This is a genomic window from Luteibacter sp. HA06, assembly GCF_054061215.1.
Map to the genome: position 1 here is coordinate 4616286 of NZ_JBSSDZ010000001.1, position 23067 is coordinate 4639352.

At 65.2% G+C, this 23067-nt stretch carries 21 protein-coding genes; 11 read left to right on the forward strand and 10 right to left on the reverse strand.

The genetic code is table 11. The features are described from left to right. The first annotated feature begins 2 nt into the window (after positions 1–2). The 6 genes from araH to ACVWWJ_RS21430 all read left to right on the forward strand — a co-directional run bounded on the left by araH (position 3) and on the right by ACVWWJ_RS21430 (position 5657). On the forward strand, positions 3–1007 hold the full coding sequence (araH, locus tag ACVWWJ_RS21405; protein ID WP_159889458.1) for an L-arabinose ABC transporter permease AraH: 1005 nt from the start codon (positions 3–5) through the stop codon (positions 1005–1007). 53 nt (positions 1008–1060) lie between these two features. Beyond that, the gene (locus ACVWWJ_RS21410; protein ID WP_456969398.1) at positions 1061–1903 is read left to right on the forward strand and encodes an SMP-30/gluconolactonase/LRE family protein; all 843 of its coding nucleotides are present in this window, start codon (positions 1061–1063) and stop codon (positions 1901–1903) included. Beyond that, positions 1900–2712, forward strand: a complete 813-nt coding sequence (locus ACVWWJ_RS21415; protein ID WP_456969399.1) for an SDR family oxidoreductase — start codon at positions 1900–1902, stop codon at positions 2710–2712. Before ACVWWJ_RS21410 ends, ACVWWJ_RS21415 begins: the two co-directional genes overlap by 4 nt. A gap of 1 nt (position 2713) precedes the next feature. After that, positions 2714–3325, forward strand: a complete 612-nt coding sequence (locus ACVWWJ_RS21420) for a 2-dehydro-3-deoxy-6-phosphogalactonate aldolase (protein WP_456969400.1) — start codon at positions 2714–2716, stop codon at positions 3323–3325. 2 nt (positions 3326–3327) lie between these two features. Beyond that, positions 3328–4479 carry a galactonate dehydratase gene (gene dgoD / locus ACVWWJ_RS21425; protein WP_159889466.1) on the forward strand — a complete coding sequence of 384 codons (1152 nt, stop codon included), beginning with the start codon at positions 3328–3330 and terminating at the stop codon, positions 4477–4479. 71 nt (positions 4480–4550) lie between these two features. Next, complete coding sequence (locus ACVWWJ_RS21430; protein ID WP_456969401.1) at positions 4551–5657, forward strand: hypothetical protein; 1107 nt, start codon at positions 4551–4553, stop codon at positions 5655–5657. Between the two features lie 120 nt (positions 5658–5777). On the opposite strand, the gene ACVWWJ_RS21435 is transcribed toward ACVWWJ_RS21430, so the two are convergent. Further along, complete coding sequence (locus ACVWWJ_RS21435) at positions 5778–6326, reverse strand: pseudouridine synthase (protein ID WP_456969402.1); 549 nt, start codon at positions 6324–6326, stop codon at positions 5778–5780. Between the two features lies 1 nt (position 6327). Then, positions 6328–7179, reverse strand: a complete 852-nt coding sequence (locus tag ACVWWJ_RS21440) for a class I SAM-dependent methyltransferase (protein WP_159889472.1) — start codon at positions 7177–7179, stop codon at positions 6328–6330. Positions 7180–7399: 220 nt separating this feature from the next. Here ACVWWJ_RS21440 and ACVWWJ_RS21445 point away from each other — a divergent pair, with 220 nt between their 5' ends. Then, positions 7400–9514, forward strand: coding sequence for a TonB-dependent receptor family protein (locus tag ACVWWJ_RS21445; RefSeq protein ID WP_456969403.1), 2115 nt, complete (start codon positions 7400–7402; stop codon positions 9512–9514). Between the two features lie 12 nt (positions 9515–9526). On the opposite strand, the gene ACVWWJ_RS21450 is transcribed toward ACVWWJ_RS21445, so the two are convergent. From ACVWWJ_RS21450 to ACVWWJ_RS21475, 6 genes are read right to left on the reverse strand one after another with little or no spacing between them, the layout of a single operon-like run. Next, complete coding sequence (locus tag ACVWWJ_RS21450) at positions 9527–10702, reverse strand: ABC transporter permease (protein ID WP_159889476.1); 1176 nt, start codon at positions 10700–10702, stop codon at positions 9527–9529. Then, positions 10699–11433 carry an ATP-binding cassette domain-containing protein gene (locus ACVWWJ_RS21455; protein ID WP_159889478.1) on the reverse strand — a complete coding sequence of 245 codons (735 nt, stop codon included), beginning with the start codon at positions 11431–11433 and terminating at the stop codon, positions 10699–10701. The genes ACVWWJ_RS21450 and ACVWWJ_RS21455 overlap by 4 nt, the downstream gene beginning before the upstream one ends. Then, complete coding sequence (locus ACVWWJ_RS21460) at positions 11430–12998, reverse strand: alpha/beta hydrolase (RefSeq protein WP_456969404.1); 1569 nt, start codon at positions 12996–12998, stop codon at positions 11430–11432. Before ACVWWJ_RS21460 ends, ACVWWJ_RS21455 begins: the two co-directional genes overlap by 4 nt. Positions 12999–13002: 4 nt before the next feature. Further along, the gene (locus ACVWWJ_RS21465; RefSeq protein WP_159889482.1) at positions 13003–13197 is read right to left on the reverse strand and encodes a helix-turn-helix transcriptional regulator; all 195 of its coding nucleotides are present in this window, start codon (positions 13195–13197) and stop codon (positions 13003–13005) included. Further along, positions 13194–13595 carry a hypothetical protein gene (locus ACVWWJ_RS21470; protein WP_159889484.1) on the reverse strand — a complete coding sequence of 134 codons (402 nt, stop codon included), beginning with the start codon at positions 13593–13595 and terminating at the stop codon, positions 13194–13196. The genes ACVWWJ_RS21465 and ACVWWJ_RS21470 overlap by 4 nt, the downstream gene beginning before the upstream one ends. 13 nt (positions 13596–13608) lie before the next feature. Further along, complete coding sequence (locus ACVWWJ_RS21475) at positions 13609–14571, reverse strand: alpha/beta fold hydrolase (protein ID WP_456969405.1); 963 nt, start codon at positions 14569–14571, stop codon at positions 13609–13611. A 210-nt stretch (positions 14572–14781) separates the two neighbouring features. Here ACVWWJ_RS21475 and ACVWWJ_RS21480 point away from each other — a divergent pair, with 210 nt between their 5' ends. From ACVWWJ_RS21480 to ACVWWJ_RS21495, 4 genes are read left to right on the forward strand one after another with little or no spacing between them, the layout of a single operon-like run. Beyond that, positions 14782–15285 carry a Csu type fimbrial protein gene (locus ACVWWJ_RS21480; RefSeq protein ID WP_159889486.1) on the forward strand — a complete coding sequence of 168 codons (504 nt, stop codon included), beginning with the start codon at positions 14782–14784 and terminating at the stop codon, positions 15283–15285. Positions 15286–15287: 2 nt separating this feature from the next. Next, entirely contained in the window at positions 15288–16022 is a 735-nt protein-coding gene (locus tag ACVWWJ_RS21485) for a fimbrial biogenesis chaperone (protein ID WP_456969406.1), read from the forward strand. Next, complete coding sequence (locus ACVWWJ_RS21490; RefSeq protein WP_456969407.1) at positions 15973–18330, forward strand: fimbria/pilus outer membrane usher protein; 2358 nt, start codon at positions 15973–15975, stop codon at positions 18328–18330. The genes ACVWWJ_RS21485 and ACVWWJ_RS21490 overlap by 50 nt, the downstream gene beginning before the upstream one ends. After that, positions 18327–19343, forward strand: a complete 1017-nt coding sequence (locus ACVWWJ_RS21495; RefSeq protein WP_456969408.1) for a Csu type fimbrial protein — start codon at positions 18327–18329, stop codon at positions 19341–19343. Before ACVWWJ_RS21490 ends, ACVWWJ_RS21495 begins: the two co-directional genes overlap by 4 nt. On the opposite strand, the gene ACVWWJ_RS21500 is transcribed toward ACVWWJ_RS21495, so the two are convergent. Then, entirely contained in the window at positions 19340–21868 is a 2529-nt protein-coding gene (locus tag ACVWWJ_RS21500) for an autotransporter outer membrane beta-barrel domain-containing protein (RefSeq protein ID WP_456969409.1), read from the reverse strand. The two genes, ACVWWJ_RS21495 and ACVWWJ_RS21500, sit on opposite strands and share 4 nt — an antisense overlap. Before the next feature lie 83 nt (positions 21869–21951). Continuing rightward, on the reverse strand, positions 21952–23007 hold the full coding sequence (gene rsgA, locus ACVWWJ_RS21505) for a ribosome small subunit-dependent GTPase A (protein ID WP_159889496.1): 1056 nt from the start codon (positions 23005–23007) through the stop codon (positions 21952–21954). Positions 23008–23067 lie beyond the last annotated feature (60 nt).

Here is a 23067-nt window from a genome sequence, read left to right on the forward strand (position 1 = left end):
CCATGACCGAGACCAACGCCGCCGCCATCGGTGCGAAGCCCGCCGAAACGCCCCAGGCGCGTCATCGCGCCCTGTTCTGGCAGATCGTCGACGACTACAGCCTGATCGGCATCTTCATCGTGCTGTTCGCCGTGCTGAGCGTCACGGTGCAGTACTTCTTCTCATGGGACAACATCGTCGGTCTCGCCCTGTCGGTCTCGCAGATCGGCATGGTCTCCTGCACCATGATGTTCTGCCTGGCCTCACGTGATTTCGATCTTTCGGTCGGCTCCACCGTGGCCTTCGCCGGCGTCTGCTGCGCCATCGTGTCCAATGCCACCGGCAGCGTGGCGCTTGGCATCGCCGCCAGCCTGGTGGCCGGTGCACTCATCGGCTTCGTCAACGGCGTCGTCATCGCCAAGCTGAATATCAATGCGCTGATCACCACGCTGGCGACCATGGAGATCGTCCGCGGCCTGGCATTCATCACCTCGCAGGGGCAGGCGGTCGGCGTCACCAGCGAAGCCTTCTTCACCCTCGGTAGTGCCGAACTGTTCGGCCTGCCCGTGCCGGTGTGGTTCGCCGTGGCCTGCTTCGTGGTCTTCGGCATCCTGCTCAACAAGACGATCTATGGCCGCAACACGCTCGCGATCGGTGGCAATCCGGACGCGGCACGCCTCGCCGGTGTTTCGGTCGACCGCGTGCGTATCGCCATTTTCCTGATCCAGGGTCTGGTCGCGGCACTCGCCGGCATCATCCTGGCGTCCCGGATGACCAGCGGGCAGCCGAATGCGGGCGAAGGCTTCGAGCTGAACGTCATTTCCGCCTGCGTGCTGGGCGGCGTGTCCCTCATGGGCGGCCGGGCGAGCATCAGCGGCGTGCTCGTTGGCGTTCTCATCATGGGTACTGTGCAGAATGCGATGAGTCTCATGAACATCGACGCCTTCTACCAGTACCTGGTCCGCGGCACGATCCTGCTGATCGCGGTGCTGGTCGACCAGCTCAAGAACCGCAGGCAATCCCGCTGATAACAGACACCTTCAATCCGCTATCCCCGCATCGACAGGAGCACGCCGAGGGCGTGATCTGGGACGACCTGGTGGGCGTGGTCCGCTGGACCGACATCGGGGCATCCCGCCTCTATGCCTACGACCCGACCACCGGCGCGGTGACCGAGACCACCCTTCCCGCGCGTCTTTGCTGCTTCGCCCTGACGGACGAGCCCGGCGTGCTGCTGCTGGCGCTGGAGAAGCAGCTGGCCCGCTTCGACACGCGCGTGCCCGACGCGATCCAGGTGCTCGAGGATATCGAGCCGGACCTTCCCGGCACGCGCGCCAACGACGGTCGCTGCGATCGCGGCGGCAACCTGATCTTCGGCACGCTCAACGAGCGCGGCCCGGAACAGGTCGCGTCGTTCTGGCGCTACTCGCGCGAAGGCAAGCTTGCGCGGCTCGCCCTGCCCAAGGCAGCGATCACCAACAGCATCTGCTTCAGCCCGGACGGTGAAACGATGTACTTCACCGACTCGCCCACGGCGAAGATCATGGCGTGCCGCTATGACGCCGCCAGCGGCGAGGTGGAACACATCCGCGAGTTCGTCCAGCTGGAGAAGGGCCTCGAGCCCGATGGCTCGACCGTCGATGCCGAAGGCTACGTCTGGAACACCCAGTGGGGTGGCTCGCGCGTGCTGCGTTACGCACCTGACGGACGGGTGGATCTTACGATCGAGCTTCCGGCGCGCCAGCCGAGCTGCCTGGCCTTCGTCGGCCCCGCGCTGGACCGCCTCGTCATCACGTCGGCCAGCAAGGGCCTGGACGCTTCCGTCGTCAGCGCCGAGCCGCTGAACGGCGCCATCTTCATTGGCACGCCGGCGCGAGGTCGCGGGCTGCCCGAGGCCCGCTACGGGAAAGGAACCCACGCATGACCACCGCGACACACGCCGATCCGCGTACCACGCCGCTGCCGCGCCTTGCCGGCAAGATCGCCATCGTCACCGGCGCGACCCAGGGCATCGGCGCAGCCACGGCGAAGCTCTTCGCTGCCCATGGCGCGAAGGTGGTCCTCAACGTGCTCGAGGACAACGCACAGGCCCGTGCCACGCTGGCCGACCTCCACACCGAGGACGCCATGCTGTTCGAGGCCGACGTGACCGACCCGGCGGCGATCAACCGCATGGTGGCTGCGGCCACCGAGCGCTTCGGCCCGCCCGATGTCCTGGTCAACAACGCGGGGATCAACGTCTTCAACGACCCGCTGTCGCTGACCGACGACGAGTGGACCCGTTGCTTCGAGGTCGACCTCAAGGGCGCCTGGAACTGCGCCAAGGCTGTCCTGCCGGGCATGCTGGAGGTCGGCCACGGCAGCATCATCAACATCGCCTCGGTCCATGGCCACAAGATCATCCCGCACTGTTTCCCCTACCCCGTCGCCAAGCATGGGCTGATCGGCCTGACCAAGGCGCTGGGCATCGAGTACGCCGCACGCGGCATCCGCGTGAATTCCATCTCGCCGGGCCTTATCCTGACCGCCATCGCCGAGGCTGGCTTCGCCGCCGCGGCCGATCCGGTCGCGGAACGGAAGCGCCAAACGGACATCCTGCCGAACAAGCGGATCGGCGAACCGCAAGAGGTGGCTTACACTGCGTTGTTCCTCGCCTCCGACGAGGCGCGTTACATCAACGCCGCCGATATCCGTATCGATGGCGGCCGCTCACAGCTTTACCACGAGAACTGATATGGCCTGGCCCACCGCGCTACCGCTCATCGCCATCCTGCGTGGCATCACGCCCGAGGATGTCGTCGAGCACGTCGAGGCCCTCCTGGAGGAGGGTTTCGACGCGATCGAGATCCCGCTCAACTCGCCGGACTGGCAGACCAGCATCCCGCTGGCCGTACGCCGGGCGGGCGATCGCGCTCTCGTCGGCGCCGGCACGGTGCTCAGCGCGGACCTGGCCAACCAGGTCGCCGATCTCGGCGGTACGCTCATGGTCACCCCGAACACCGACCCCGATGTGATCCGCCAGGCGCGGCGCCGCGGAATGTACACCGCGATCGGCTTCATGACGCCGAGCGAAGCGTTCGCCGCGCTCGCCGCCGGCGCGCAGTCGCTCAAGCTATTCCCGTCGTCGAACCTCGGCCCCTCGTACATCAAGGCAATCCGGGCGGTCCTGCCGCCCGACGTGCCCCTCCTCGCCGTTGGCGGAGTCACTCCCGAGAACCTCGGCCAGTTCCTCGATGCCGGTTGTATCGGCGCAGGGCTCGGCGGCGACCTCTACAAGCCGGGCCAGCCCGTCTCGCGCACCCGCGAGCAGGCTGCTGCCTTCGTCAAAGCCTATCGCTCGAACTGACCATGAAGATCACCAAGCTCACCACCTACCGCGTCCCGCCTCGCTGGATGTTCCTCAAGGTCGAAACCGACGAGGGCGTCGTCGGCTGGGGCGAACCGGTGGTCGAAGGCCGCGCGCGCACCGTCGAAGCCGCCGTGTCGGAGCTTTCGGAGTTCGTCATCGGCAAGGATCCGTCGCGCATCAACGACCTCTGGCAGGCTATGTACCGCGGCGGTTTCTATCGCGGCGGCGCGGTGTTCATGAGCGCCATCGCCGGTATCGACCAGGCATTGTGGGACATCAAGGGCAAGGTGCTGAACGCGCCGGTGTTCGAGTTGCTTGGTGGTCGCGTGCGCGATCGCATGAAGACGTATTGTTGGGTCGGCGGTGACCGGCCGGCCGATGTCATCGCGCAGATCCGGGCGCGCATGGAACACGGCTTCGACACCTTCAAGATGAACGGCTGCGAGGAGATGAGCATCATCGCCTCGAGCAAGGCCGTCGATGCCGCCGTCGCACGTGTCGCGGAAATCCGGGAGGCGTTCGGTAACACGATCGAGTTCGGCCTGGACTTCCACGGTCGCGTCTCGGCGCCGATGGCCAAGGTGCTGGTGAAGGAACTGGAGCCGTTCCGTCCGCTGTTCATCGAAGAGCCGGTGCTGGCCGAGCAGGCGGAATACTACCCGCGGATCGCCGAGCAGACCTCGATTCCGATCGCCGCGGGCGAACGCATGTATTCGCGCTACGAGTTCAAGCACGTGCTCGAGCGCGGTGGCATCTCCATCCTTCAGCCCGATCTCTCGCACGCCGGCGGCATCACCGAATGCGTGAAGATCGCCGCGATGGCCGAGGCGTATGACGTGGCCCTCGCGCCGCATTGCCCGCTGGGTCCGATCGCACTGGCTGCCTGCCTGCATGTCGACTTCGTCAGCTGGAACGCCACGCTGCAGGAACAGAGCATGGGCATCCACTACAACAAGGGCGGCGAAGTCCTCGACTACGTGCTCAACAAGGACGCCCTCAAGCTCGACGACGGCGGTTACGCGAAGCCGTTCACCGGGCCCGGGCTGGGTATCGAGGTGAACGAGGAGCTCGTGATCGAGCGCAGCCGCGAAGTCGCCGACTGGCGGAACCCGCTGTGGCGGCATCCGGATGGCTCGGTCGCCGAGTGGTAAGTCGCTAACACTATTGAATTTAATTTAGTTATCCATAATTATGGCGACTTGCATAATTATGGATAACTACTGTGGCAGCCTCGTTCGACCTGCCCTACTTTCCTCGCCACGGCCTCGTGGAAGAGGTCTTTCAGATCCTCACCAGCGGCCTCAAGCAGGGCGTCACGCTTTTCGCGCCGCGACGTCAAGGCAAGACCTCCTTTGTCAGACACGAGTTGATGCCTGCTGCCCACGAACTCGGGTGGCAGACCCTTTACGTGGATCTATGGCGAAGAAGAGGCGAGCCGGAACTTGCGTTAGTCGAAGGCCTGGAAAGCTTTCTCGAGAAGCGACAGAGCGGGTGGCGTCGACGAATGAGATTCAAGGAACTTCGCGCAAAAGCCAGCGCGGGCGCCGCCGAGCTTGAGTCCACGCTCGAACCCATCCGATTCGCGCCGGATCCGGTTCTCGAGAACCGGCTGGATACGGCTTTGTGCGCGCTGAGTGAGAAAGGCGTCACCTTGTTGGTGCTCGATGAGGCGCAAGCGCTAGCGGGAGTCAAGCGCGAGGACTTCGTAGCTGCTCTTCGCACCGTCATTCAGAAGCTACGCGGACGCCTGCTGGTGTTCTACACGGGCTCCTCGCGCGACGGCCTCAACAGCATGTTCCGGCAACAGAAGGCGCCGTTGTTTGCTTCAGCGATGCCTGTGCAGCTACCCGAACTCGGCGACGATTTCATCGAAGATCGCCTCGTCTTTCTTTCCGAGCGAACAAAAGCTGCCGTCGATAAGTCGTCGCTGACCCGCGCGTTTGAACATCTCGGCAGAACGCCGGAGTTCATGAACGAAGTGATCCTGCATCTCCTGATCGCAGGAAACGGCGACGTTGAAGGGGCGATGTCAAAGTGGCTGCAATCACACCAGGAGGCGGGGGCGGCGGTCCTGCTGGAGGAACTGCGGCCATTGGAGCTCGCATTGATGCGGTTACTCGCGCAACCCGGCCATTCATCGCTTTATAGCGTCGAATCCGTCGAAGCACTCGGTGCACAGATGGATGCAGAAGAAAAAATAACCACGACCAAAATTCAAACCGCATTGAAGCGCCTTATGCGGCTCGACCTTGTCGCGCCGACGGGTCGTCATGGCGAATACGAGATCGAAGATCGCGCGATACTTCTTCAGCTTCGTTTGGGGCAGTGACGTCGACAAACGCCGTCACCTGCCGGCTCGCGTTTCCCTGCCTGGCAGGAGCCGATTCATCGGCGATCCCGCGGCAGCGGGCAGGTTGAGGCAAGCACTCGTTCGCCGATGAATCGGCTGCTACCGGGCGGGTGTGGCGTCTATGACGCGTACCTGGCCTGAGCCTAGCCCATCCAGGCGATAGCTACCTACCGCCTCGCGAATCAGCCGCAGCGTCGGCAGGCCAACGGCCGCCGTCATGCGCCGCACCTGGCGATTGCGCCCCTCGCGCAGCACGATGCGCAACCAGCTGTCCGGCACCGTCTTGCGAAACCGCACGGGTGGATCGCGTGGCCATAGCCATTCGGGCGGGTCGATCGCGTCCACGCCTGCAGGAAGCGTCAGGCCGTCGTTGAGCGTCACGCCGCGACGCAGACTGTCGAGGGCTTCCTCCGTCAGGACGCCCTCCACCTGCACCACATACGTCTTCGGTTGCTTGTGCTTCGGATCGGCAAGGCGATGCTGCAGCTTGCCGTCGTCGGTCAGCAGGAGCAGGCCTTCGCTGTCATGGTCGAGCCGCCCCGCCGCGTAGACACCCTTCTGCGTGACGAAGTCGGCCAGCGTGCGCCGGCCGGCTTCGTCGGTGAACTGGCAGAGCACACCGAAGGGCTTGTTCAGTGCGACCAGCACGTTACTTCGCGGTGGCGGGCTTCACGAAGCGGAGCGTCATGCGGTCCGACTCGCCGATGGCCTGCCACTTCGCCTTGTCCGTCGCGCCCATGTCGTAGCTCGGCGGCAGGGTCCACACACCCTTCGGATGGTTGTGGTCGTCCTTCGGATTGGCGTTGATCTCGCTCTGTGCATCGAGCTTGAAACCTGCGTCGGTCGCCAGCTTGATCACGTAGTCGGTCGGCAGGTAGCCGGAGTTGACGACGTCGTCGAGCTTCTTGCCAGCGTCGGCGCGGTGATCTTCCACACCCAGCACGCCGCCGGGCTTGAGCACGGTAAAGAACGACTTGAACATCACCTCGGCGGTGCCGTCCGCAGCCCAGTTGTGGACGTTGCGGAAGGTCAGCACCATGTCGGCCGAGTTCGGCGGACCAAGCACCGGCGCCTTGTGGTTGACCTCGACGAGCTTGGCATTGCCGTACTGCGCCGGGGCGAAGGAGAACTTCTTCGTCAGCGCGGCCATGCCCTTCGAGCCATTTTCAATCACGCCGATGTAGTGGCCGTTGTCATGCAGGAACGGCGCGAGGATCTCGGTGAACCAGCCACCCGACGGCCAGATCTCGATCACGGTCATGTCCGGACGGATGCCGAAGAAGGTGAGCATTTCCTTCGGGTGGCGGTACTGATCGCGCGCCTTGTTCTCGGGCGAGCGCCAGCTGCCCGCGATGGCTTTGTCCAGCTGCGACGCCGTGAGCTGGCTGGCGCTGGCCGGCGGCGTGGCCTGCGCGGGCTGGTCCGCGCCGGTGGCAGCCACGGAAGCAAAGGAGGCGGTCAGACCGAGCAGTCCTGCACAGGCGAAAGCGAGCTTCTTCATGGCGTCACCGGGGTATGGGGGATGTGGTCGGGAAGGCTAGCATGCCCTTGTGGGAGCCGCTTCAGCGGCGATGGGTTCTTGCGGCAGGTTGGCCCGCTGCTGCGGGATCGCCGATGAATCGGCTCCCACAGGAAGGGCGCGGATCAGTTCGGGTCCCCGTTTTGAGATAACGCATACACTCTCTTCAGCATCATTGCCGTATCTCCCGCAGGGTCCCCGCATGACATCCCCCCATCTTCGCCCCCTTGCTGGCGCCGTTCTCCTTGCGCTGGCCGGCGGTGTCGCCGCGCAGGACGCGCCGAAGCTCGCCCCCGTGGTCGTCACTGCAACGCGTACCGCGCAGACGCCGTATGACATTCCCGCGGCGATCGACGTGGTGGCCACGCCGCCGGACGGCAGTCTCGACGTGAACCTGTCCGAGCGGCTGCAGACGATTCCCGGGATCGTCGCGCGCGACCGGCAGAACTACGCGCAGGACGAACAGATCTCCATCCGCGGATTCGGCGCGCGCTCGACCTTCGGCATCCGCGGAATTCGCCTCTACACCGACGGCATCCCGGCGACGATGCCGGACGGCCAGGGCCAGGTGTCGCATTTCAACCTCGACTCGGCCGAGCGTGTCGAAGTCCTGCGTGGCCCGTTCTCCGCGCTGTATGGCAATGCCTCGGGCGGTGTGGTGCAGTTGTTCACCGCCGATGGCACCGAGCCGCCGGAACTGCGCTTCGGTGTCGCCGGTGGCAGCAACGGCAACTTCCGCACCTCGATCAACGCGCGCGGCGTCGAGGGGCCGGTCGATTACAACGTGGACCTCAGCCACTTCCGTACCAGCGGCTACCGCGACCATAGCGCTGCCCGGCGCGAGTCGGGCAATGCCAAGCTCGGCTGGAAGATCGACGACGATCGCAAGCTGACGCTCGTGCTCAACGCGGTCGACATACCGGGTGCGCAGGACCCGCTGGGATTGACCCGGGCGCAGTACCAGGCCAATCCCCGGCAGGTCGCCGCGGTGGCAGACACGTTCGATACCCGTAAATCAGCCAACCAGCAGCAGGCCGGCCTGATCTACGACCAGCGCATCGACGATTCGAACAGCCTGCGCGTGATGACCTACTACGGCCAGCGCGACATCACGCAGTACCTTTCCATTCCCAAGGCCACCCAGGTCTCCCAGCCGGGCAACTCCGGCGGCGTGGTCGACCTGACCAGCCAGTACGGCGGCGGGGACGCGCGCTGGACGTGGAGCAACACGCTCGCGGGCCGTCCGTTCGAGATCGCCACCGGCGTCGCTTACGACAACCAGCACCAGCACCGCATGGGTTACAACAACTTTGAAGGCAACACGCTCGGCGTGCGTGGCGACCTGCGCCGCGACGAGATTGATCGCGTATTCGACTTCGACCAGTACGCCCAGGCGACCTGGCGCGTCGCCGACGACTGGACCCTGATGGGCGGCGTGCGACACAGCGACGTGCACTTCAGCTCGACCGACCGTTACATCGTGGCCGGGAATCCCGACGACAGCGGCACACAGTCATACAGCGCCACGACGCCTGTTTTCGGCGTGCTGTGGCGCGCTGCGTCGTGGGCACATGTCTACGCCAACTGGGGGCGCGGCTTCGAGACGCCGACCTTCTCCGAGATCGGCTACCGCGCCGACAACGGACCGGGGCTGGCCTTCAACCTGCAACCGTCGCGTTCGCACAACGAAGAGGTCGGCATCAAGCTGCAGCCCTCCGACAAGACCCAGGCGGGTATCGCCCTGTTCCGTGCGGACAGCGACAACGAGTTGGCGGTCGCCACCAATGTCGGTGGACGCACGACCTACCAGAACATCGCGCGGTCGCGCCGGCAGGGTATCGAGGCGTCGTTCAGTACCGAACTCGCACGCGACCTGCGCTTCGTCGCGTCGTACACGCATCTGCAGGCCAGCTTCCGCACACCCTTCCTCACCTGCGTCTCGACTGGCTGTGCCGCTCCTGACACGCCGGTGCCGGCCGGAACGCGCATTCCGGGCGCACCGCGATCCACCGGCTATGCAGCGCTGAAGTACGGCGGTGATCGTGGCTGGCAGGGTAGCTTCGACGTCCAGACGATGGGCGCGACGTCGGTCAACGATCTCGGCACGGAGTCGGCGCCGGGCTATGCCTTGTTCGGTCTTTCCGGCGGCTACGTGTTCGACCAGGGCCCGTGGCGCGTGAATACCTTCGCCCGCGTGGATAACCTGGCCGACCGGCATGTGATCGGCTCGGTGATCGTCAACGATGGCAATGGCCGCTATTACGAGCCGGCGCCCGGGCGTGGCTTCCTGGTCGGCGTTGACCTGACCTGGCGATGATGCCGGCCTGAATCAGCCGGAAATCGCGAGCCGCTCGGAGCGGTAGAGCATGGCGGTGCCCCACACCGCCAGTACCGCCGCGACGAAGCCGCCGGCAAGGCACAGGCCCAACTGCCAGCCCGGTACGCCGTCGCCACGAAGCAGTTGCACGATGCCGAGGTTCTGGCCGAGCAGCGGCACGGCGTACATCCATGGCTCGGCGCGCACCGGGATCACCGAGAGCAGCACGCTCGGCAGGATCGGGATGATCATCAGGATCGACAGGTACGTCTGCGCCTCGCGGTAGCTCTTGGCAAACGCGGAAACCAGCGACTGCAACGCGGCCAGCAGCAGGATCAACGGCAGCATCAGCAGGATGACCTGGGCGCTGAAGCGCCAGCCGATGTCCAGCGCGATGCCAAGCTTCTCCGTGGGAATGAACCACGGCGCCGTCATGAAGGCGCCCACGGTGAGCAGCAGGCTGACCAGCGAGAAGGTGCAGATCGCGGCGAGCTTGCCGGCGAGGATCTTCCAGCGCGCCACCGGATTGACGAAAAGTGGTTCCAGCGACTGCCGCTCGCGCTCGCCCGCGGTGAGGTCGATGGCGAGGTACATCCCACCGAGGAAGACGGTGAGCACGAAGAAATACGGCAGGAACGAGAACATCAGGCCCGAGCGTGACTGCGAGGTCGCCTGGTCGCGATCAGCCACCTGTACCGGCCATGCGGTGGTGGGCGACAGACCTCGCGCGATCAGCCGCATGGCACCTTCGCGGCGACCGTAGCTCTCGACGACACTGCGAACGCGCATCACCGGCGTCGATGCATCGCGTCGCGACGAGTCGTAGATCAGTTCCACCTGCACGGTCTGGCCCTTGTTCCAGGCTTTCGCGTAATCGGGTGAGATGCGCACGACGATGTCCGTGCGCTGCTCGCGTACGGCGTTCTCGGGATCGTGCAGTGCGGGCTGGGCATCGATGCCTGCACTCTTCAATGCAGCGACCAGGTTCGGTGCCAGCTCCGCGCCGATCACCGGCACGGCGATGGGGCGATCGGCCTTGGCGATCTCCCGGTTGATCGTGACGTTCATCAGCATGATGAACATCACCGGCCCGAGCAGTGGCCCGGTCACCAGTGCATTGATGAGCGTGCGGCGGTCACGCAGGTTCTCGCGGACTTCTTTCCAGTAGACGGCGGTGAACGCGCTCATGCGGCGAGGCCCTCGTCGGTGCCGATGATCTTCACGAAAGCATCCTCCAGGCTGCTTTCACCCGTCTGCGCCAGCAGGGCGGCAGGCGTTTCATCGGCAACCACGCGACCATGGGCGATCACCACGATGCGATCGCACAGCGCGGCCACCTCCTGCATGATGTGACTGGAAAAAAGCACGCACCGACCTTCGTCCTTCAGCTGCCGCATGAAGCGACGCATGGCACGCGTAGCCATGACATCCAGGCCATTCGTTGGCTCGTCGAGCAATACGTTGCGCGGATCGTGGACGAGGGCGCGGGCGATGGCCGTCTTCACACGCTGGCCTTGCGAGAATCCCTCGGTGCGGCGCGTGGCGATGTCCCGCATGTCCAGGCCGTCGATCAGGGCTTCGCGGCGACGCGCCAGCAAGGCGGGCTCCATGCCGTGCAGTTGCCCGAAATAGTCGATGTTCTCGGCGGCAGTGAGGCGCTTATACAGACCGCGCGCGTCCGGCAACACGCCGAGCCGACGGCGTACTGCCAGCGCGTCCGTATAGGCATCCACGCCATCGACCAGCACCTGCCCGGCGTCGGGCTTCATCAAGGTGTAGAGCATGCGCAGCGTGGTGGTCTTGCCGGCGCCGTTCGGTCCGAGCAGGCCGGTGATTTCGCCATCGCGCGCAGTGAAGCTCACGCCGTTGACGGCGCGCACCTCGCCGAAGGCCTTGTACAGGTCCCTGACTTCGATCATGGCGTGGCTCCGTTGAATCCGACGAACACCGGCAGCGGCGCGAGGCGATCCAGACAGCGTGCGTCGAGCGACTTCGCGTTGGCGGTGTCGATAAACTGGTCGAGGAGACGCGGCATGCAGCCGCGGCCGACGACGTTATGACCCTGCCCCTTCAGCACGAAGTGGCGTCCGTTTGGCAGACCCTGGAGAACCTGCTCGCCGTAGCGCGGTGGCGTGACCGGGTCGAACTCGCCCGACATGAGCAACGAGGGCACCTGGCTTTTCAACGGCTCGTGGAAGTCTGCCGGTCGCTTGCCGTGTGGCCACACGGAACATGCGGCGCGGAAGGCTTCGATCATGGCGTCGCCAAGAATCGTGTCCTTGTCCTGCGGACGAGATGTCAACAGGTCGGCGTCTTCCGAACAGATCACCGAATACTGCATGCCGCCGTCCATCGTGTCGCCCAGGTCACCTGTAAGCAGCTTGGCCTGGCCGAGGAGCGGGCCCACGTCGCCGTGTGCGGCCGCGTCGATCGACAACGGCAACAGTGCAGCGGTTTCCGGCGAGTAGGCGAACATGCGTACGACCGTGGCGAGTGCGTGTTCGCTCAGCACACGCTGCACGGAGGCGTAGTTCTGCGGATCACGGAAGCTGACCTTGTGCGGATTGGCGCGAAGTGCGTCGCGAAGCTGGAACAGGGTCTGATAGGGATCGCTGAAGCGTGCGCGGCACGCGTTGTCCGCTTCGCAACGCGCGAACTGCGCTTTCAACGCGGCGTCCAGGTTCACCGCGAAGTCCTCACCAAGCACGAGCTGGTTGGGCGCAATGCCATCGAGGATCAGTGTGCGCAGCCCCTCGGGGTGGCGCATCGCATACTGCTGGGCCACGCGCGTGCCGTAGGACACGCCGAGCAGGTCGAACTTCGGCGAGCCGAGGGCGCGGCGTGCGTCTTCCAGGTCGGCTACCGCGTCCGTCGTCGTGTAGAAGCGAACGTCCGCATCCGGCGAGAGCTGGTCGAGGCACTGACGGGTTTCCTTGCGCACGGCCTCGGGGTCGAACCCATGCGCTATAGCGCCGCCGCCCGGCACGGCGGGCTCATCTTCATCGCGGCAGCTCAGCGGGTGTGAGGCGCCCGTACCTCGCTGGTCGAGCAGGAGCACGTTGCGATGCGCCAGTAACGGCGCCATGGCCGGTGCGATCGCGGGATAACTTTCCGCCGCCGACTGACCAGGACCGCCTGCGATAAAGGCGACCATGTCCTCTGCGGGTACCTGTGCGCTGCTACGGATCACAGCCAGGCGCATCGCCAGCTTGCGACCTTCCGGATGCCCACGATCTTCCGGTACCTCGAACGGCGCACACCATGCCGCCACCGATGTTCCCGAATGCGGTTGGGCGAGCTCGCAGGGTCGCAGCTCGAGCGAGCCGAGCTTCCATACGCGCGGTGGGGCCGGCCGCGTAGCGGCAGGAATGGCGGCGACGGGCTTGTCAGTCTCATCGACAACCGGCTTTCGCATGAGCTGCCTGCTGGCGAATGCCCCCGCGACGATGACGAGGATGATGGCGATACGTGGCGCGCGTTTCATGCCATCAGTCCTCGGGCGTGAAAAGGGATTCGATGGAGAGTGCGAAAAGCTTCGCTATCTTGAAGGCGAGCGGCAGGCTGGGGTCGTACTTGCCGGTCTCGATGGCATTCACCGTCTGCCGGGAGACGTCCAGCTTCTCGCCGAGGTCGGCCTGCGACCAGCCCTGGGCGGTGCGGAGTTCGCGAACGGTGTTTTTCATCGGCTGCGGTAGTACAGCCGGATGGCGCACTTGCTCACACCGAAGCAACCCATCAATACCGGCAACACCCAGATCGCGATGGCTTCGGCTGGAGGAGCAGCTATCACGTGCGCATTAAGCAGCATGCCGTACGTAAAGAAGCCAAACCCTCCGACGCCGCCCGCGATGGCGATGGACTCCAGATCGATGCGACGTTCGAACTCGTCCTGGTCACGGATCACGCGAACCATGGCGCGGATCACGAAGGCGATCGGCAGTACCGGCAGGAGGGTGACGGCGGCGCGCGCAGCAGTCCCTTCCAGGGTTCTCAGCCACCCGACCGAAACGAAAATCAGGATCACGTAGACCAGCATCGCTGGCACGAACTCGCGGAAATATCGCTTGTGTACAGCACGCATCGCCATCCCCGAGTCAGTACGCTTTGATGAAGTCTGCCAGCGCTTTCTGGAAAGCGACAGGCTGGTCGAGCATGACATAGTGGCGCGAAGGCCCGATGGAAATCACCTTCGCGTCCGGCGCGGCAGCAAGCAACGAGGCGTAGTACGCGCTCTTCTGCTGCTCGCTCATTTTCATCGGACCCTCGCTGAAGTCGGCCGCGTTGTACGGCGAGATCTCGAGGATTGGCAACCTCGCATGCTTCAGGATGGGACGGAAGTCAGCGCCCGCGTCTTCAGCCATGTAGCGGGCCACGGCTTTCTGATCGCTGCGCGCATTGAGCGGGGCGACACGCTCAGCGGTCGCCGGATCGAGGCTGCCAATCTTCTGCATATAAGCGAGTTGTTGCGCTTTGAAGGCGTCCGGCGCGGCCGACTCGAACTGCGCTCGCATGCCCGCGGCGATCGCCGTACGCTGATCGGGGGAGACGCGTTCCATGCCCGGGAAGATCGGCAGCCCGTCAACGGCGACCACTCCACCAGCGGCATCCGGGTGCAGGCCCGCAAACCGCAGGGCAACCGTGCCACCAAGGCTGTGGCCGACCAGGATCGCCCGGTCGAGGTGGCGGGTCCGAATCAACTCCAGCAAAGACCGGTCGGCCTGGTCAAGCCAGTTCGTCTGGTCCGCCGGCGCCGGCGTTCCGTCGAAACCAGCCAGGGTGACGGCGTAGACCGTGTGGTTTTTCGCCAGTACAGCGATCGTCTGGCTCCAGACCCACGGGCCGCCGGCCAGGCCGGGAATGAGGACTACCGGGCGACCGCTCTGACCGAACCTCTCAACCCGAAGCGTGCCGACCGTGAAGGTCTCGGCCGCCGCAGTCGTAGTGAGGACCACAGGCGGCGGAGTGTCGGTCGGCTGGGCCGGACCGGCATGCAGGGTAGAAGCGGCGCACGCGGCAAGAGCGAGCGCGGCGAGTCGGAAAGCGACGCGGTACGACATGGCGAACCTCCAGGTGACCCGTGAACGTGTCAAGCACGCTTGACACCATCCTGAGCCCGTCATCGAGTCATGTCAAGCACCCTTGACACAAACCGTGCGCCGATTCGGCATCGCTAAGTCGTTACGGCAGGGACCGACGTATTTCACTCACGTGACGCTTTCCCTTCCCCGATCCTTGCAGCTGACGGTGTACGTCACTGGAGATCGATCATGAAGTTCCGTCCGATTGCCACCGCCGCACTCGTCGGCCTAGCGTTCGCCTCGGGCAGCGCCCAGGCAGCGACAGCCACCACCACGTTCAACGTCCGCATCACCATCACCGCCGCGTGCGATATCAGCACGACGGCGCCGACCGACGTGAACTTCGGTACGCAGCCATCCACGGCGACCGCCGTGGACAACCAGGGCGCGCTCAACGTCAACTGCACACCGAGCTCGCCGTACACGATCTCCCTGGACAACGGACAGAACGGCACGGACGCGAACACACGGAAGATGAGCAGCGGCACCGCGCAGGTGCCGTACCAGCTCTATCGCAATGCGACGAGGACGGCCGCCGACATCTGGGGCAGCACGACGGGAACCGGTGGCAATGTCTACGCCGGTACCGGCACGGGCACCGTACAGACGGTTCCGGTTTACGGTCGTGTGCCGAGCGCGAACTTCGCCGCAGGCAGCTACGCCGACGTCATCACCGCAACGATCACGTACTGACGGTGCGCCAGTGGCCACGACGCGTGGCGTTGGCCTGCGCCCTGGCCGCGGGGCCGCTACTCGCGGCCCCCGTATCGGCGAGTGGCCTGCAGGTTTCCCCTATCGGCCTGCGCCTGGCGAGCACGGCGCAGGCGGACGCGCTTTGGCTGACCAACACGGGCAGCGACCCGGTGCACGCGCAGGTGCGCGTTTTCCACTGGTCGCAGGTCGAGGGAAGAGATGTGCTCGAACCATCCCGCGATCTCGTCGTGAGTCCGCCGATGGTCACCATCGCACCGGGCGACCGGCAGATGGTGCGTGTCATTCGGCAGGTGTCTCCTCCTTCGGGAACGGAAGCCTCGTACCGCGTGATCGTCGACGAGCTACCGATCGACGCAGGCGATCACCCGGGCCTGAAGTTCGTCCTGCGCTATTCGGTGCCGGTCTTCCTTGCACCCGTCGGCGATCCTTCGGTGAAAGTAGCTTTGCAAACCACGTGGGAGGATTCCGCCGAGGGTCCGCTGTTGCGTGTGAGCAATGCGGGCAGCGAGCATGCGCAAATCGCCGACGTCGTCTGGCATGGTGCGAAGGGACAGCAGAGGATCTTGATTCCGGGGCTCGTGGGCTACGCCCTGCCCGGCAGCACCATGAGCTGGCATCTCCCGCCAGGCGCGTCGCACGCGGGTGGCGCGGTGAAGGCGAGGATCAATGGTGAAACGTCCGAGTCGACGCTGGTCGTGGACACGGACGGCCGCTAGCCTCCTCGTGCTGGACCTCGCTGCCATGCCGACCTCCGCCCGGGATGCCGACCCCGTGCCTCCGCCCGCAACAGTGCAGCCGCGCGACCGCCTTGTCGGCGAGGATCTGTACCTGGAAGTCGTACTCAACGGCAGCACGACCGAACGCCTCGTCCATTTCACGCGTCGCGGCGAAGCCCTCTGCGCCACCGCGACCGACCTGCGTGGATTGGGCTTCGTGCTGCCACCGGGCGACGACGAGCGTTGCCTGCCTGATATCCCCGGGCTTCACTACACCTACGACGTGGGCCAGCAACGGGTCACCGTGGAAGCTCCCCTCAACCAGCTCAACCTCCCGAGGCAGCTGCTCAACAAGACCGAGCGCAGTTCCACGCCGCCCACCAGCGGCACCGGCGTGTTGCTCAACTACGATATCTATGCGGCGGAAGGCGGCGGCCTTGGCAATGTCAGTGCCCTGACCGAACTCCGCGCCTTCAGCGAAGGCCTGGGCGTTCTCAGCAGCACCGAGCTCACGCGGCGATACCAGACACCGGGACAGGGTTGGCAGGGTGACACCGTGCGACTGGACACGCAGTGGCGGCTGGCTTTCCCCGCGCAGTCGCTGGCCCTGACGGTCGGCGATACGTTCACCGGCTATCTCTCATGGACCCGTGCCACGCGCATCGGTGGCATCGGCTTCGGAACCGACTTCGCACTACAGCCGTATCGCATCACCACGCCGCTGCCGCAGTTCTTCGGCCAGGCGACCGCACCCTCTGCCGTCGAGCTCTACGTCGACGGCGTGCGCCAATACAGCGGCCGCGTTCCGGCGGGGCCGTTCCAGCTCACCGCCGTGCCGGGCATCGATCAGTCGGGGCAGGCCCAGGTGGTGCTCACCGATGCGCTCGGTCGCAGCAGTACGGTAACGTTCCCGTTCTATTCCGCGCGTCAGCTACTGCGCGGCGGACTCGACGACTGGTCCGTTGAGCTTGGCACCGTACGCGAGGCGTACGGCATCGAGTCCTTCGAATACGGCAACGCGCCGATCGGCAGTGCGACGTGGCGGCACGGCGTGAGCGATACGCTGACCGTCGAGACGCATGCCGAAGCCGGCGATGGCCGTGGCACTGCCGGCGTCGGCGCCGTGTGGAACCCTGCTGGCGCCAGCGTGCTCAATGCCTCCGTCGCTGGCGCGCGGGGTGGCGGCTCGCAATTCGGCGCGGGCTACGCGTGGACGGGGCGTTACATGAATGTGTCGCTCGATACGTTGCGCAGCGATGCGCGCTACCGCGATGTCGCTTCCAACTACGGCTCCCCACCGCCGCGCGCCAGCGACCGCGCACTCGTCGGCTTCAATGTGCGCGAGTCCAGCTTCGGTGCAAACTTCGTCCGCCTGCGCTATTCGGGACAGCCCGCCTCTCGCTACGCGGGTCTGTTCGTCATACGCAACCTCGGCCGGGGAATATCGCTGAACCTCAGCTACAACCAGAACCTCGACCAATCCAGTGATCGCAGCATCTTCCTGGGCGCCACGGTGTCGTTGGACCAACGCACCACCTGGAGCGTCGCCGCACAACGCGATCGCGACCAGACCTTTGCGACCGTCGATGCAAGCCGTCCGGTAGACGGCGACGGCGGGTTCGGCTGGCACGTACAGGGACGTAGCGGGAGCGACGGTGGCGGGCTAGCCGAACTGGGCTGGCTCGGGAATCGCGGCCAGCTCACGGTGGGGGCAAGCAACGTCGGGCCCTCCTCGTATAGTTATGCCGACGCGAACGGTGCCCTGGTGTTGATGGGTGGCCATGCCTTCGCTGCGCGGCGCATCGACGACGCGTTCGCGCTGGTGAGCACGGAAGGCACGCCGGATATCCCCGTACTGCTGGAGAACCGGCGCACTGGCGTCACCGACAGCAACGGACTTCTCCTGGTTTCGCGCCTCAATGCTTACCAGGACAATCGCCTCGCCATCGACCCGCTCGACCTGCCCGCCGATGATCGCGTGCAACGGGTGGAGAGCATCGTCGCGCCTTCGGATCGCTCCGGCGTGGTCGTGCGTTTCCCGGTGAAGCGTGTGCGGGCGGCGTCGGCCCTTCTTGTCGATGAGAATGGCACGCCGCTGCCCGTGGGGTCGCAGGTAGCAGTCGGCAGCGAACCCCCGGCGTATGTCGGCTATGACGGCATGGTTTACCTGGACAACCTTCAGGGGAGCACGGCGCTACACGTCACCTTGCCCGACGGGCGCCGCTGCGATACATCGCTCACCTATCCTGCCAGCGCACGCAACCTGCCCGAGTTGGGACCCCTCGTTTGCCCGGTGACGAAGCCATGAGGTGGCTAGCCATCACGGTGTTTGCGATCGCGGCGTTGTTCGCCACGCACCGGGCGGAGGCGACGACGGTATGTTCGGTGACCAGTATCACCGGCGTGGCTTTTGGTGCCGTCGATCCGACCGGAAGCTTCGTCGATACGACAGCGACCCTCAATTACCAGTGCACGTACAACGGAGTACTGGGCGCACTGTTCGGCACCTATGTCACGGCTTGCGCGAGCCTCGGTGCGGACGATCAGGGTAGCTTCGCACCGCGCACCATGATCGATGCAAGCGGCGATCGCATGCAGTACCAGCTCTACAAGGATTCGACGCGATCGACCATTTGGGGGACGACCAGCAACGCCACCTATACCGCGCAAACGTTCAACATGGCCATCGGCGTTCTTTCCAACGGCGCGGCGGTGTCGGGGAACGTGACCATCTATGGACGCGTGCCGGCGCTGCAGTCCAACCTTTCGCCCGGCAGCTATGCGGCCACACTCATCAGTTCGCTCAGCAGTAACGCCCTGACCTACAGCTACAACGAAGCACTGCTCAGCATTGGTGTCGCACCAGCCACGTGCCAGTCCGGTGGCACCGGCGGGCCGATTTCCGTAGCGGCCCCTTCGTTGGGTGTCACGGCGTCGGTGGCCGCGAAGTGCACCGTAGGCACGGCCACCGACCTGGACTTCGGCAGCGTGCCCGGATTGCTGCGCACAGCCACCGACAAGACGTCCCTGGTCCGCATGACCTGCACCAATCGTGCGGCGTACCAGGTCGGACTCGACAACGGGCAAAATGCCCTGGGCAGCACGCGGCGCATGTCGTCCGGTTCGGGATTCGTCACCTACGACCTCTTTCGCGATGCGCCGCGCAGCCTGCACTGGGGAAGCACACTGAACACCGATACGGCGACTGGCACCGGTTCCGGCAGCGAACAGGTGATGACGGTTTACGGCCGGGTTCCCGCCCAGACTGCCGTGAGGGCGGGAATCTACAGCGACACGATCAAAGTAACGGTGACCTACTAGAACGTGTAGACGACGCCAGCCCGTGCACTCAAGCCGGACTCGCCTGCGCGGCCGAGGCGCATGCGGGAGGTAACATCGACATGGGCCGTCAGGTCGGCGCGAAACTGCAGGGATACACCGGCTGCAATTTCCGCCGCCCTGCCCCCGTTACCGGTGGCGAGCCGGACGCCAGCTACGTCCACGGATCTGCGCGATTCGCGAGTAACCACGTAACGGGTGTCGACATACGGCGACCAGGCGACGAGGACGTCTCCGCGCGGATCGAAGTGCATCGACGCGCGAGTGCCACCGCGAACGGTCAGACGTTCGGGCGCGCCGTGACGCACGCGGAGGCCGTCGCGATCCCTCGCGCTGAGAAATCGCAGGCGTTGCCAGAGAAGTGAGCCGGAAGGTTCGACAGTGAGCCTTCCGGACGTCATCCAGCGGAAGCCGCCACCCATCGTGGCTTCATTGGCGTTGGCGCGAAGCCGCCCAAGCACTTCGCCGCGCAGCGGCGTGCTTACGTCGAAGCGGAAGTGCGTCAAGCCATACGACGCGTCGGCGTGCCAACCGCTATCGGTGTTCAATACGTAGGTGGCCGCTAGACCACGTGCATCTGCTTTGGCGCGAGTCAGACCATCGACGGCGCGTGGGACGACGTGGGTCGACCCCGTGGATAGTCCCAACCCGGCGCGCATCGTTGTCGATCCTGAAGACCACGCGAGTAGATCCCCGGCGACCTGCAAACCGCGGTCCGATCGCGTGTAGTCGACAGCGTAGCGCTGAAAGGGCAGACCGCTTCGATACTGCGCGTGACCACCGAATGCACGCACGCGCCACGCGGTATCCCGCGGTGCGGCGGGGTCGACCGCGCGCCACGCATCCATCGACGCGGTGCCGTAACCGAACAGAGCATTGGCCAGCACCAGATAGGCCGGCACCTGCGGAAGCAAACGGGCGCGCACCACTCCCGAAGATGACGCATGACCGTTCACCGGGCGGCCTGAGGCGTCCGTGCGGTTGCTCTGCAGACGGAAGTCCCAATGATCGTTGCCTGCACCTTCGAGCAAGCGCTGCCCAGGGTCGGAGGTGCCGGGTGCGTAAGCGACGAGGCCGTATTGCCAGGGCCCGACGGCCACATACCCTCCGGCAAGCTCAAAGGCGTTCGCGGCGGCGGTTCCGCCGACCTGCACGACGCTGATGCCATCGCCTGCACGCGGCTCTTGCGTCAGGGACGATGTGTCGGCGCCCGTACCTCCCGCGTTGACGACATGGAGCAGTGTGGATCCTCCCACATTGCCCGAAACCAACAGCCGATCCGTGAGTTGGTGGTCCAACGGACCACCGGCGTCGAGTCGCGTCCGAAGCGTCACGCTGCCTTCGCCATCCGAATTGGCGAAGGTGCCGAGGCGAAGGCTGCTGGGCGACACACCGTTGCCGAAGGCGACGTGGCTACGGCCGAGCAGGGTCAACTGTTGCACTGAGCTGTCGCCGCCAACCTCCCAGACGCTGTCGGCGACAACGAGCTCTGCGACGCGTTCGGCGCGGCCACGCCACGAGGACTTGTCCAATCCGACAGAGAGGGGACCGCTTCCCGAGCTGACAATGTCGCCCTGCACGTGGCTGTCGTGGGCGTTGAAGGTCAGGGCCTGGTCCGTGTTCTCGATCCGGCCTTCGATGTTCGCACCGTCTCGCACGAGGACCATGACGAACTCCTTGCTTGCCCCCACCGCATGGATCGCATGCCCGGCACCCGTGACTTCGCCGCCACTGATGGCTGCGACACCGCCTGCAAGGGCGATTGCGGATGCGCCGTCACCCCTGGCGGCGATGCGTGTGTCGACGGCCGTGAACGTCGACTCGATGCCCTGAATCGTCACCGCGTCCACGCCGGATTCTGTCGTGAGCAGCGAACTCCTGGTAAGTGCCACGTTGGCGCCGCCACGCACGGCGATCGCCTCGGCGACATCGAAGGTCGCGCTGGCGCCGAGGCGCTTTCCGGTATGCACGATCGAAAGTCCCGAACCGACGACACGCGAGTTCGCCCCAGCCGCATAGACCCCGATGGATTTATCACCTTCCATGCGTAGCGTGACGCCGTTCGCCGTTACCCGGCTGCCCGAGCGTGACGAGATGCCGATGCTGTTGCCTCCACTCATGCCCAGCGTGACGTTCTGCAGCGTGACTCGTGAGGCGTCCTGGGCATGCACACCGATCGACCTCGATCCGCTGGCCGTGATGCGGCTATCCGCGATCAACGCGCTCGCTTCGCCGAAGGCGAGCAGCCCATACGCGTGACGAGTCCCATTGCCGGCGCTGCGATTGATGATGTCCGCCTCATACGCATCGAACGACGCACGCTTTCTTACTTCGATGGCTCGGCCGACGCCGGGTCCGTCGATCGCGATGCTGTCACCGCGTTCCAGCGAAAACGCCTCGCCGGCATCGACGACAATACTGTGCGGGTAGCGGGTGGCCTGGGCGGGAGCGACTGCGCCGAGCAATGCCAGGGCGAGCGCACGGCGCCCGTATGAACACACGGCCATGATGCCTTCCTCGTTTCAACAGTGAGGAAAGCAACTTAGTTTTCAGTCGGCGTTACGTATGTCGGGCACGAGCGCGCCGTGAGTCAGCCGTCGCCGCGACGCCATTCGCCACGCTTCGGTTTCGCGACTGGCTTCGGCCCCGCTTTACGCTTCAGGCGTGCTTCCAACGTCGCGGCCTGCTCTTCGCGCTCGTCATGAAGCTTCAGGAAATTGCGCCAGCGCTGCGGAGAAAGTTCACCCGAAGCCAGGGCCGCCTGAATGGCACATCCCGGTTCGTTTGTGTGCCCGCAATCCGCGAAGCGGCACTGCGACGACAGTGTCTCGATGTCGGCGAAGAGGTCGAGATTCTCTTCACCGGTGAGCTTCAGTTCGCGCATCCCCGGCGTGTCGATCAGGCAACCACCCGTCGGCAGACTCAGCAGGGCACGGTGCGTCGTCGTATGGCGGCCACGGCTGTCGTGCGAACGCACGGCGGCGGTGGCCATACGATTTTCACCCAGCAAGGTATTGGTGAGCGTCGACTTGCCCGCACCCGACGAGCCCACGAGCACGGCGCTCGACCCGGGACCGAGATACCCGGCGAGGAGGGCCACGGTGCTCGGGTCTTTCGCGTTGATCGCATGCACCGCTGCATCGCCCGGCAGACGCGCGCGCAGGGCATTGACCGCGCCCTCGACATCCACCTCGGTGTCGGCCTTGCTCAACAAGACGACGGGGCGAGCACCGGAGCCTTCGACAAGGGTGAGGTAGCGCTCGATACGCGATGGGTTGAAGTCGCCGTCGAGTCCCGTGATGACCAGCACGTAGTCGATGTTGGTGGCGATGATCTGCCGCTCGTAGCGCTCGCCGGCCGCAGCCCGGGTCAGGACGGAACGGCGTGGCAGCACCTCTTCGATCACCGGGTGGTTGGCATGATCGAGCAGCACGAAGTCGCCGACCGACGGCCGCACGGAAGGATCCAGGCCGCGTTTGAGGAAATGGCCGGCAGGCTGTGCGTTGAACGCCACCGAGCCGTCATGCACCTCGTAACCGGCACGATGCTGCGCCACGACGCGGGCGAGGCGGCGTGGATCGTCGGGCAGGGCGGGGTCGCGCCAGCCGATATGGCGCAGGCGCGCCAGGTCCGAGGAGTCGGTCATGCCCGCGATTATGCCCGCTTCTGGCCCGGATCCGCCTCGCAGGGCCTTACATACGCTGTT